This window comes from Streptomyces oryzae, assembly GCF_017676365.1.
Taxonomy (GTDB): domain Bacteria; phylum Actinomycetota; class Actinomycetes; order Streptomycetales; family Streptomycetaceae; genus Streptomyces; species Streptomyces oryzae.
Map to the genome: position 1 here is coordinate 1 of NZ_JADKMA010000230.1, position 11,406 is coordinate 11,406.

Genomic DNA, 11,406 nt, shown 5'->3' on the forward strand with positions numbered 1-11,406 from the left:
AAGCCACCCTCCTCACCCTCACCCCCCGCCACGACTGACCCCCTCGAAACCCGATTTCGCCTCAGCGCTCCCCTGGGCTAAAGTAGTCGTCGTTGCTTCGGGGTGTAGCGCAGCTTGGCAGCGCGCTTCGTTCGGGACGAAGAGGTCGTGGGTTCAAATCCCGCCACCCCGACAGAGGAAACACCAGGTCAGGGGCCTGATCCGCATTGCGGGTCGGGCCCCTGACCCGTTTCGGGGGCAGGTTGGGAGAAAATCTTGGTCAGTTTCTCCCAGCGGGTGGCTGCTGGGGGCCTGCTCCAGACCGCAGGGCAGGAGCATTTCGGACCGCACATTCGCGACTCCCCCGTGTGACAGCCGCCGCACGTGCCTCGGGGTCCGCTGTCCCGTCGAGGCCCCGATCAGGCCAGGGCGGCAACAGGCCGAGGCGCAACTTGCGGTTGGCGGCACTCTGGCGTGGCCCACGTCGCAGGTAACGTGGGCGACCTCTCGCCTGGGGACGGCCAGCATCGACAGGCGGATCTTCGTTCGGTGGCCGTGCAAATCCCGCTGGTGCAAGCGCTGTTGTCAGTGGTGGTCTGCATCATCGCGTGCATGGCTACAGCACGGGCGAGAGGTGGAGCGGCCCAGGGTCGTCGTCAGGCGCGTCACCGGCCCTGGGTGAGGTTTCGTCTGCGCGTCCGCAGGGGTCGGCGCAGAATCCGGACCTGGCGAGTCCGCGTCAGCGACCGCAGGTTCGACAAGGAGACCCGGAACCTGTGGCGTTCCATGGAGTACTTCGGCATCACCAGGGACGCGCTTCCAGAAACCGTCCGAGCGCAGCGTGCAATGAGCTTGCCCTGGGACTACATGCTGACTCGCGGGTTGGTCGCCCCAATCGCGAGCATGGTTGTCACGGTGACCACCGTGCCGTTGGTGGCCTGGGTGACCGGCAGCATTGCCCAGGGCTATGGGCTCGGCCGTGCGGAGTCGGTTGCTTCGTACGTCCTCCTTCAGTGGGGGAAGGTGCCCGACGATGGTGCTCCGGGGCGTGATCCCTTCTTCGCTGTGCTGGCTGAGGTGGGAATTGTGACTGTTGCCAGTTGGGTGATGTGGCGCACCGCGCACAAGGGGGCGCTTCGCAAGTACTGGTTGACGCAGCGCACCTGTGCGGCGGTTCGGCGGTGTGCAGATGCCAAGAAGGCTGGTGCTGCCGATTTCGTCGACCGGATTCGTCACGTGGAGACGCTGTGCCGGGCCGTCGAGTGGAGCATCTGGCGGTCTCACCTGCGGCGAGGTGGCATGCCTCGCCGGTCATCCAGCCGTGCGGCAGGTCGCCGGCATGCTGCCCGCGTCATCGGGGCACTCCACGATGCGCTTGAGGGGCTTCATGGAGAAGCGCCGAAGAAGGCTTTGGATGATCTGGCGAAGATGCTGACGACGATCGGCGAGCAGCACGCCCGTGGTCAGGTCACGGTGCTGCTCCCGGAGAGCGCGCTTGCGAACACAACAGCTGTCTCGATGCGCAGCCGCGCGATCAACGATTCGTTCGTCATCGTGCGTGGCATCGTCGCGGCCCTGGTCGCTGCAGCAGTACTGGACCATGTTCTGCCCGGTCTCGGTGTGCGTGACGAGCTGGCCGGCTGGTTCCTCGCAGGTGGCGCCCTTGCGGCTGCCGTGATCGCCGTCGGCTGGCGGCGAGTCCGTGACTTTCTGGGCGTCTTCCCCGGCTTGTAGAGGCCGGGGCTTCGCCACCAGCGTCGGCTGGAGAGCAGCTTCGCAGGGACGTCCTATTCGCTGCAGGTGCGGCGAACGAGCCTCCGTACCTGATCGCGGGGTCCGGACGGAGCGCGCCCCTGGTCAGGGAAGGACGCCCGACCCGCTTGGCCGGCTCCCTCGACTACCGTGCGCCCTGTAGCGGAACGGAAGCCATGCCCCTTTGCCGTGGGCCGTGCCGCCGGTGACGGCTTAGGGTTCCCAAGGCGCCCCCTTCGTCGTCAGCGAGGAAAGCCATGCTCATCGGTGACATCGACATCCATCCCATCGCCGACGGGACCTTTCGCGCCTCGCCCGCGTACTTCGGCGATCATGCCTTTGCTGAGGGGCATGAGGATCTGTTCGGGAGCGACGGACTCGCGTTCCTGCCCATCGGGTGCTTCCTAGTGCGGACCGGGGGCCGGACCGTCCTGGTCGATGCGGGGATGGGTCCGCGGATGCGTGACGACGGGCGTCGCAGGCTCCTTGTCGGGGGCCAACTTCTTCTCGGTTTGCGGGCCGTCGGCATCACCCCGCCGGATATCACCGATGTCGTGTGCACGCACCTCCACGCCGACCACTGCGGCTGGCTCTTCGATCAGGACGCCCGTCCCGTCTTCGGCCGGGCAGCGATCTGGTTCGGCGCGCGCGACTGGGACCATTTCGTGGTGGACCCCGATGTGTGGATGTTCGATCACATCCGGCACGGCTTCCGCGCTGCCGCCGAGCGCGGCGATCCGGCGCCCCTCCGGCCCGTCGAGCGTGACACCACCGTCGCGCCCGGCGTCACCCTGACCATGACGCCGGGGCACACGCCCGGACACCTCAGTGTCATCGTCTCCTCCCAAGGCCGCCGCGCCCTGCTGCTCGGTGACGCGATCGTCTGTCCGGTCCAGCTCGACGAGCCGGCCTGGCAATCGATCGGTGACGTCGACCCGGCGCTGGCGCAGCAGGTCCGCGAACGGCTGTTCCGGGAGCTCGAAGACGGAGTGACCCTCGGCGCCGGTGCGCACTTCCCCGAGCTCCAGTTCGGCCGCGTCCTCGCCGGGCAAGGACGCCGCTGGTTCACCTGACCCCGACCGTGCGGCCCGGGTGCCGAACCGCACCATCAGCCAGGCCCGAGGCCGTGGCGGGTGCCCTGAGGTGCTGGGGTCAGTCTTGGCGCACGGTGCGGAAGAAGTCGCGGAGGCTGGTGAGGACCAGGTCGGGGACGTCGTGGGAGGACCAGTGGCTGCCGCGGCCGAATTCGGTCCAGGAAGCGATGTTTTTGTGGTCGCGGTCGGCGAACTTGCGGATCGGGCGGAAGTCGTAGGCGAAGTCGGCCAAGCCGACGGGGCGGTTGTCGGTTCGGTGGGGTGTTCGGTGTGGCGGTCCAGTTGGTCGGCCGGGGAGTCGGCGAGGGCGTGGGTGAGGTTCTGTGGCTTGGTGGCCTGCAGTTCGGCGTATGCCGACATCTCGGCGTTGAAGGGCTGAAGGAACTCCAGCAGGCCCGTCTCCTGCTCGGTCGGTCCCTCCGAGTGGCCCGGGGCGCCGTCGAGGAACGAGAACAGCTGGTCGACGTGCACGCCTGTGACGTTGTCCGGGTGCTGTCGGCCCTGTTCCGGGGCAGCCGGGTCAGCTGTGCACGCGGCCCAGCCACAGCAGGTCGCGGGCGCGGGTCATGGCGACGAAGAGCCGGCTGCGGGCCAGGGCATCGCGTTCGTCCGCGGTCTCGGGACGGGGTGGACGGGGTGGACGGGTGGTGGGTGGCCGGGTGACGGCGGCATCGTGTTCGGGCAGGTAGACGCGTTTGAACTCGAGGCCCTTGGCGCGTAGGTAGCTGCCGAGCTTGACTGCTTCGACGGGGTGACCGTCGTACTGGTCCAGCAGGCAGACCGGGATGCCCGCGCCTTCGAGGAGCCGCTGATAGTGGCCGATCGCCCGGAGGGAGGGGCACAGGACAGCCGCGTCAGCGCGGGCCGAAGGGGACAGGGCGCGCAGCGCTTCCAGGAGTGCCTGGTCGTGTCCGGCCGGGGTCGGCTTGCAGACCCGGATGACTTGGCCGTCGTGGTATGTCAGGTCGACATCGCGGCGGCCCGGGGTGCGCAGCCCGTCGATGTCCTCGAAGGTGTCGTCGGCGACGACCGCGAGCGCCGCCTCCAGGATCTCCTTGCTGTTGCGGTAGTTGGTGCGCAGTACCTGACTGCGGTCGCCCCGGATGTCGATGCCGGCGTCGGTCAGCCGGAACCCGCCCGGGTAGACGGCCTGCTGGCCGTCGCCGACCAGCAGCAGCCCGTTGGGGACATCGCCGACGAGAGTGTGCAGCAGCCGCACTCCGACCAGGGTCAGATCCTGGACCTCGTCCACGACCACGGCCGCGTACGGGTGCTGTCCGCCGCGGCGGCGGGCCTCCGCCAGGGCGAGGGAGAGTACATCGTTGAAGTCGTGGACGCCGCGTTCGGTGCGGAGCGACTCGTACGCTTCGTACAGCCGCCATACGGCCTCCCGGTGCGGTCGGCGCAGGGCGGCGCGGCGGCGGCGACGGGGCACGTTGGCGTACTCCTCGAAGGAGGTGATCCCGCGGCCCTTGATGACGTGGTCGATCTCCTCCTTCCAGTACCGGTCGGACGGGTCGATCTCCGTCAGGCAGCTCCCGCGGCCGACGCGTGACCAGGCACGGTTGAAGGCGGTGAGGGCCTTTTCCCGGTGCAGCCGGACGGGAACGCCATGCTCGTGCAGGAATTCCCGGGCGAAGGAGTGCAGGCTGCGGAAGTCGACCCGGTCGGCGACCGCCGGGGACATGGTCCGCAGGAACGTCGCCTGCACCCGCGGCAGGTTGTTGGCGAAGGTGACGTACAGCACCCGGCCCGTGGTGCGCTGCGCCAGCCGGGCCGTACGGTGCAGGCCGACGACGGTTTTGCCGGTTCCGGCCGGGCCGCTGATCCGGGCCGGGCCCGCCCAGTTGCGCCGTACCAGGGCGACTTGGTCGGGGTGGAGGAACGTCATCCACTGCTCTATGGGCGCACGCAGCGCCTCCTCAAGGGCGGCCTCGCGCAGGCCGTCGAGGTCGAAGAGGCCGTCGTCGGGCGGCGGTTCGGCAACCGCTGCGGTCCCTGCGGCACGTGAAGCCCCTGCGCCGCCCATGTCCCGTTCACCGGGGTTTTGTTTGCCCTGGTCCCGTTCTCCCGGGCCCCGTTCGCCTGTGCCCCAGTCGTCCTGTGCGACGGACGAGCCCTCGTACTCCGGGAAGACCCGGTCCAGGTGATCGGCGATGGCGCGCACCGACTCGGGCCGCAGTCGGCAGCGTTCCCTCAGCAGCGCCGGGGCGACCTCGCGCTCCCCCAGCAGGCGGACCCGCCCCAACCGGGCATCGACGCCGTGGCCCGCGAAGACCATGAAGGGCTGGACCGCCACCGGGGACATGCCCAACGACGCCACCGCGCCCTCGGCGGCCTTCGTCACGGCCAGCAGCTTGGTCACATGCTCGTCGCGCGGCTCTCCGGCCGCACACAGCTTGCCGTTCGCGGTCTCCGGCGCGGCGCGCCAGTTCTTGACGTCGAGGACGAAGACACCGCCGGGACCGATCAGCAGCATGTCCACGTTGCCCGCACGGGTCCCGGGCCATCTGCGGTCGACCAGTAGCCGCCAGCCCCGCGCGGTCAGGAACAACAGCTTTGCGGCGACGCACTGTTCGCCCTCGCTGGCCGCCTCCCAGCGCTGCGCCTGCCGTCGGGCCGCCTGCCACTGCTGTCTCAGCAGCCGCTCCTGCCGCCGTGCCTCCTGCGCCCTCCGTGACGCCGATCCGCCAGCCGCCATACCACGCCCCCTCGCAACACGGCCTCTCGACACGGAGTAGCGATCATAGAACGGTCAGCAATGGGCACGGCAGGGCGCACGGACGGTGCATGAGGGCCGGAAGTCGTATGGAGGTGCGGAGGTGGGTGTGCCACGGGTCGTACGGAGCGGAGCCGCCTGGGCGGCGGGGCGGCCGCAGTTGATCTGGTACGCCGCATACGGGTCGAACATGCACCGGGAGCGGTTGCGGGCCTACGTCTGCGGAGGGCAGCCCGAGGGGGCGGCGCGGTGGTATCCGGGTTGCCGGGACGGGACGATGCCGGCGGAGTCGGTGCCGGTCGAGTTGCCCGGCGCGGTGTACTTCGCGACCACGTCGCCGGTGTGGGGTGGTGGGAGGGCGTTCTACGATCCGGCCGCGGAGGGGCGCGCCCTCGCGGTGGCGCATCTGGTGACGCCGGGGCAGTTCTCCGACCTCGCGGCCCAGGAGATGTACCGGGAGCCAGGGGAGGATCTGGACCTGACCTCCGTGCTGGCGCACGGGCGGGCCGAGCTGGGTGAGGGGCGGTACGAGACGCTGGTGTGCGCCGGGGAACTGGACGGGCACCCGGTGCTGACGTTCACCGCTGCGTGGCGGCTCGACGAGGTGGCGTATGTGGCTCCCGCCGGGGCGTATCTGCGTTATTTGGCGTCCGGGTTGCTGGAGGCGGGCGGTTGGTCCGCGGAGACGGTGGCCAGGTATCTGGCCAGGGCGGCGCGGACGTGGTCGGCGGCGGAGATCTTGGAGTTGGTCGGCGGCTAGAGCGTGACCCGCAAGGGGTGCTGCGCTTGCCCACCCTGCGCCCCTGGCGCAGACTGCCCAAGCGCAGCAGACAGCAATGGAGACGTACCCCGTCAGCCCGCGTACGAGTAGCAGGTCACCCACGTGGTTTCGATCGCCGCATGGGCGCCCCGTGCGGCGTACGCGCCGGAGAGGGCGGACTCGTTCTGCAGGGCCCAGTCCATCTTGCCGGACGCGATGTCACGGGTGGCGGTCTTGACCAGCTTGCCGTCCAGGAAGTACTTGACCTTGCCCGGCGTCCACTCGATCGACGTGGTGTGCGGTGTGGTCCAGGAGGCGCCGGTGTCGACGTTCTCCTCGCTCGGGTGCGTGAACGCGGAGATGGTGTCGTCGTTGAAGTTGCCGCCGGCCTCGGGGAAGTCCATTTCGTGCGGGTCCTCGTAGAAGAGGTGCGCCGCCTTGAAGCCCGGGTCCATGCGGGTCACCTTGAACCGCTCGGTGTACTTCCCGTACGCGCGGTCCATGCACTTCCGCGGCACCACGGTGGCCACGTAGTTGTCCTCGCCGGTCTGCGGCCGGTACATGTCGACCTTCATGGTGCCGGTGCCGTCGTAGCCGGAGGGGGAGACGGACACCGTCTTGTCGGCGCGGTACTCGCCGCCCATGGTGCGGTCGTTGCCGTTGCTGTGGTTCTTCGGGTTGGCGGTGTCGTACCACCCTCGCGGATACGCCCACCAGTTGGCGCGGTACTCGCCGCTGAGGCCGCCGCAGTAGGCGGCGGCCGTGTCGACGTTGTGGTCGCAGTCGGAGAACGAGCCGACCGGCACGGTGTCGCCGTTGAAGTTCTCCGCGAACACCTGGTGGAAGTCACCGCAGTCGCCCGTCGGCATGGTGTTGTCCGTCATCCCGCAGGCGTCCTCGGCGGCCGTCTCCCCGGCCGGCGCCGGCCCCGCCACCATCCATATGCAGGCGAAGGCAGCCGCCAGCGCGGTGCCGGCCTTGAGACCGGCCTTAAGCCCCAGATTCCGTTTCATGGCCGGAGAGTATGCACCTGCCGCCCCTCGCGTGCACGCCTTTCTCAGAAGTAACTCGCTTGCGGACAAAGGAAGTTGAGGCATTGAGGGGCTTGCGGGCTCGGCTCACTCGTCCTGTTCCAGCTCGCCTTCCGTCTCCAGATAGATCTGCCGCAGCGCATCCAGCGTGGCCGGGTCGGGCTTGGACCACATGCCGCGCGACTCGGCCTCCAGCAGGCGTTCCGCGATCCCGTGCAGCGCCCAGGGGTTGGACTCCTGGAGGAAGGCGCGGTTGGTCTCGTCCAGTACGTAGGTCTCGGTGAGCTTGTCGTACATCCAGTCGGCCACCACGCCGGTGGTGGCGTCGTAGCCGAAGAGGTAGTCGACCGTCGCGGCCAGCTCGAAGGCGCCCTTGTAGCCGTGGCGGCGCATCGCCTCGATCCACTTGGGGTTGACGACGCGGGCGCGGAAGACGCGGGAGGTCTCCTCCACGAGGGTGCGGGTGCGCACCGTCTCGGGGCGGGTGGAGTCGCCGATGTACGCCTCGGGCGCGGTGCCCCGCAGCGCGCGCACGGTGGCGACCATGCCGCCGTGGTACTGGAAGTAGTCGTCGGAGTCCGCGATGTCGTGTTCGCGGGTGTCGGTGTTCTTCGCGGCCACGGCGATCCTCTTGTACGCCGTCTCCATCTCGTCCCGCGCCGGGCGGCCGTCGAGGTCGCGGCCGTAGGCGTAGCCGCCCCAGACGGTGTAGACCTCGGCGAGGTCGGCGTCGGTGCGCCAGTCGCGGGAGTCGATCAGCTGGAGGAGGCCCGCGCCGTAGGTGCCGGGGCGGGAGCCGAAGATACGGGTGGTGGCCCGCCGTTCGTCGCCGTGTTCGCGCAGGTCCTGCCGGGTGTGAGCGCGTACGAAGTTGCTCTCGTCCGGCTCGTCCAGGGAGGCGGCCAGCCGCACCGCGTCGTCCAGCAGCGCCACCGCGTGCGGGAACGCGTCACGGAAGAAGCCCGAGATGCGGAGCGTGACGTCGATACGCGGGCGGCCCAGCTCCTGCGCGGGGACCGGCTCCAGGCCCGTCACCCGGCGCGACGCGTCGTCCCACACCGGGCGGACGCCCAGCAGCGCGAGGGCCTCGGCGATGTCGTCGCCCGCGGTGCGCATGGCGCTGGTGCCCCACAGGGAGAGCCCGACCGAGGTGGGCCATCCCCCGTTGTCGGCGCGGTAGCGCTCCAGGAGGGAGTCGGCGAGGGCCTGGCCCGTCTCCCACGCGAGGCGGGAGGGGACGGCCTTGGGGTCCACGGAGTAGAAGTTGCGCCCTGTCGGGAGCACGTTGACCAGGCCGCGCAGCGGGGACCCGGACGGGCCCGCCGGTACGAAGCCGCCGGCCAGGGCGTGCACCGTGTGGTCCAGCTCGGCGGTGGTGGCCGCCAGCCGCGGGACGACCTCGCGGGCCGCGAAGCCGAGGATGTCGGCGACCTGCTGCGGGTGGCCTTCGGCGATACGGGCGATCGCCTGCGGGTCCCAGTCCGCCGCCTCCATCGCCTCGACCAGGGCGCGTGCCGTGGCCTCCGCCTCGTCCGCGGTGGCGCGGGTGGCCGCCGACTCGTCCAGGCCGAGGGCCTCGCGCAGGCCCGGCAGGGTGTTCGTACCGCCCCAGATCTGGCGGGCGCGCAGGATCGCGAGGACCAGGTTGACGCGGTCCTCGCCCGCCGGTGCCGTGCCCAGTACGTGCAGGCCGTCGCGGATCTGCGCGTCCTTGACCTCGCACAGCCAGCCGTCCACGTGCAGCAGGAAGTCGTCGAACCCGTCGTCGTCGGGACGCTCTTCCAGACCGAGGTCGTGGTCGAGCCGCGCCGCCTGGATCAGCGTCCAGATCTGGGCCCTGATCGCCGGCAGCTTGGCCGGGTCCATGGCGCTGATCTGCGCGTACTCGTCCAGGAGTTGTTCCAGGCGCGCGATGTCGCCGTAGGAGTCGGCGCGGGCCATCGGCGGCACCAGGTGGTCCACGAGCGTGGCGTGCACCCGGCGCTTGGCCTGGGTGCCCTCGCCGGGGTCGTTGACCAGGAACGGGTAGACCAGCGGCAGATCGCCCAGCGCGGCGTCCGGGGCGCAGGCGGCCGACAGGCCCGCGTTCTTGCCGGGCAGCCACTCCAGGTTGCCGTGCTTGCCCAGGTGGATCATCGCGTCCGCGCCGAAGCCCCCCTCGTCCTGGGGCGCGGCGATCCAGCGGTACGCGGCCAGATAGTGGTGCGACGGCGGCAGGTCCGGGTCGTGGTAGATGGCGATGGGGTTCTCGCCGAAGCCGCGCGGCGGCTGGATGAGGATGAGCAGATTGCCGTGGCGCAGCGCCGCCAGGACGATGTCGCCGTCCGGGTTGTGCGTACGGTCCACGAACATCTCGCCCGGGGGCGGGCCCCAGTGCTCCTCCACCGCTTCGCGGAGCTCGGCGGGCAGGGTGGCGAACCAGCGCCGGTAGTCGGCCGCCGGGATGCGTACCGGGTTCTTGGCCAGTTGCTCCTCGGTGAGCCAGTCCTGGTCGTGGCCGCCGGCTTCGATGAGGGCGCGAATGAGGGGGTCGCCGGTGTGGGCGCCGGTGTCGTCGCCGGTGTGGTCGCCGGTGTCGGCGTCCCCTTCGGAATCGTCACCGGCTTGGGGGGTGACGGATTCGAGACCGGGGATGGGGCTGTCGCCGAAGTCGTAGCCCTCGGCCCGGAGTCGCTGCAGCAGCGCCACCGCGCTGGCCGGGGTGTCCAGGCCGACCGCGTTGCCGATCCGCGAGTGCTTGGTCGGGTACGCCGACAGTACGAGCGCCAGCCGCTTCTCCGCCGCCGGGATACGGCGCAGCCGCGCGTGCCGTACGGCGATGCCCGCCACGCGCGCCGCGCGCTCCGGGTCGGCCACGTACGACGGCAGGCCGTCGGCGTCGATCTCCTTGAAGGAGAACGGAACGGTGATCAGCCGCCCGTCGAACTCCGGTACGGCGATCTGGCTCGCCGCGTCCAGCGGGGAGACGCCCTCGTCGTTCTGCTCCCAGTCGGAGCGGGGTGCGGTCAGGCAGAGCGCCTGGATGATCGGTACGTCCAGCGTGGTGAGCGCGCCCGCGTCCCACGCCTCGTCGTCGCCGCCCGCACCCGCGTCGGCGGGCTTGGCGCCGCCGGCCCCGCCCGCCGCCAGCACCGTCGTCACGATGACATCGGCGGCGCGCAGCTCCTCGACGAGTTCCGGTTCCGGTGTGCGCAGCGAGGCCACGTACAGGGGCAGCGCCCTGCCGCCCGCCGCCTCGATGGCCTCGCACAGCGCGGCGGCGAACGCGGTGTTGCCGCTCATGTGGTGCGCGCGGTAGTAGAGGACGGCGACGGTGGGGGTCGCTTCCGCCGCAGGGGCCGCTTCCGCCGCGGGCGCCTTCGGCGAGGGCTCCCGGTCCAGGTGCCCCCACGACGGTGCCGGGGCCGGGGGTTCGAAACCGTGCCCGGTGAGCAGCACCGTGTCGGAGAGGAAGCGCGCCAGCTGGACGAGGTTCGCGGGGCCGCCGTGCGCGAGGTAGGCGTGCGCCTCGGCCGCCACGCCGATCGGGACCGTCGACGCGGCCATCAGCTGGGCGTCCGGCGCCTGCTCACCGGTCAGCACGACGAGCGGCAGGTCCGTCGCGCGGAGCCGTTCGATGCCCTGCTCCCAGGCACGGATGCCGCCGAGGAGCCGTACGACGACGAGCTCGACGCCGTCGAGGAGGGCGTCGAGTTCCCCGGCGAGAGCCTCCTCCGGGATACGGCTGGGGTTGGCGTAGCGGTAGGTGGGGGCGGCGGAGCCGCTGTCGCCCTGTGCCGCGTTCGCCGCGCGGGCGCTGAGGAGGTCCGTGTCGGATGTCGACAGGAGAAGAATCGGCATGCTGCGGTGGGCCCTTCCTCGGGGTGTCCGCGCCCCGGGCGGTCTCAAGACGGCGGGAGTTCCTGGCTCACCCGGCGTGGGGACACCGGGCTCACAGTGGCGGGACCGCGCCGGATTCACACCGGGCTTCCTCCCATGTCGCCGTCGCTGGCGATGAGGGCGGGCCGGCCGGCCCGCCTCCTGCATCGTACGGGGCGCGTGGCGACGGGGGCAGTCCGCCCGTTTGTTCCC

Annotated in this window: 7 protein-coding genes, 1 tRNA gene and 1 riboswitch; of the genes, 4 read left to right on the forward strand and 4 right to left on the reverse strand. The window is 70.6% G+C overall.

The genetic code is table 11. The annotated features are described in order from the left end of the window. Positions 1-98 precede the first annotated feature (98 nt). The 3 genes from ITI46_RS30300 to ITI46_RS30310 all read left to right on the forward strand — a co-directional run bounded on the left by ITI46_RS30300 (position 99) and on the right by ITI46_RS30310 (position 2,804). Positions 99-172: transfer RNA gene (locus ITI46_RS30300), tRNA-Pro, on the forward strand. Positions 173-765: 593 nt separating this feature from the next. Further along, positions 766-1,713: a hypothetical protein gene (locus tag ITI46_RS30305; protein ID WP_209243129.1), complete on the forward strand. Its 948-nt coding sequence runs from the start codon at positions 766-768 to the stop codon at positions 1,711-1,713. A gap of 275 nt (positions 1,714-1,988) precedes the next feature. Then, positions 1,989-2,804, forward strand: a complete 816-nt coding sequence (locus ITI46_RS30310; RefSeq protein WP_209243130.1) for an MBL fold metallo-hydrolase — start codon at positions 1,989-1,991, stop codon at positions 2,802-2,804. A 79-nt stretch (positions 2,805-2,883) separates the two neighbouring features. On the opposite strand, the gene ITI46_RS30315 is transcribed toward ITI46_RS30310, so the two are convergent. Together ITI46_RS30315 and ITI46_RS30320 are read right to left on the reverse strand one after the other, a co-directional pair. Continuing rightward, positions 2,884-3,057 carry a hypothetical protein gene (locus ITI46_RS30315; RefSeq protein ID WP_209243131.1) on the reverse strand — a complete coding sequence of 58 codons (174 nt, stop codon included), beginning with the start codon at positions 3,055-3,057 and terminating at the stop codon, positions 2,884-2,886. A gap of 288 nt (positions 3,058-3,345) precedes the next feature. Further along, positions 3,346-5,526, reverse strand: coding sequence for a nuclease-related domain-containing DEAD/DEAH box helicase (locus ITI46_RS30320; RefSeq protein ID WP_209243132.1), 2,181 nt, complete (start codon positions 5,524-5,526; stop codon positions 3,346-3,348). Positions 5,527-5,647: 121 nt separating this feature from the next. Between ITI46_RS30320 and ITI46_RS30325 the strand changes: the two genes are divergently transcribed. Further along, positions 5,648-6,304 carry a histone deacetylase gene (locus tag ITI46_RS30325; protein WP_307808386.1) on the forward strand — a complete coding sequence of 219 codons (657 nt, stop codon included), beginning with the start codon at positions 5,648-5,650 and terminating at the stop codon, positions 6,302-6,304. A gap of 92 nt (positions 6,305-6,396) precedes the next feature. Here ITI46_RS30325 and ITI46_RS30330 read toward each other — a convergent pair whose 3' ends face one another. Both ITI46_RS30330 and cobN read right to left on the reverse strand, forming a co-directional pair. Beyond that, positions 6,397-7,317, reverse strand: a complete 921-nt coding sequence (locus tag ITI46_RS30330) for a family 16 glycosylhydrolase (RefSeq protein ID WP_209243133.1) — start codon at positions 7,315-7,317, stop codon at positions 6,397-6,399. A gap of 105 nt (positions 7,318-7,422) precedes the next feature. Then, on the reverse strand, positions 7,423-11,175 hold the full coding sequence (cobN, locus tag ITI46_RS30335) for a cobaltochelatase subunit CobN (RefSeq protein ID WP_209243134.1): 3,753 nt from the start codon (positions 11,173-11,175) through the stop codon (positions 7,423-7,425). A gap of 36 nt (positions 11,176-11,211) precedes the next feature. Further along, positions 11,212-11,334: riboswitch (cobalamin riboswitch) on the reverse strand. Positions 11,335-11,406 lie beyond the last annotated feature (72 nt).

What these genes read in the sequence shown, in the direction of transcription:
- ITI46_RS30305 (WP_209243129.1), top strand. Translation starts at nt 766, where the DNA reads ATGGAGTACTTCGGCATCACCAGGGACGCGCTTCCAGAAACCGTCCGA.
- ITI46_RS30330 (WP_209243133.1), bottom strand. Translation starts at nt 7,317, where the DNA reads ATGAAACGGAATCTGGGGCTTAAGGCCGGTCTCAAGGCCGGCACCGCG.
- cobN (WP_209243134.1), bottom strand. Translation starts at nt 11,175, where the DNA reads ATGCCGATTCTTCTCCTGTCGACATCCGACACGGACCTCCTCAGCGCC.
- ITI46_RS30310 (WP_209243130.1), top strand. Translation starts at nt 1,989, where the DNA reads ATGCTCATCGGTGACATCGACATCCATCCCATCGCCGACGGGACCTTT.
- ITI46_RS30320 (WP_209243132.1), bottom strand. Translation starts at nt 5,526, where the DNA reads ATGGCGGCTGGCGGATCGGCGTCACGGAGGGCGCAGGAGGCACGGCGG.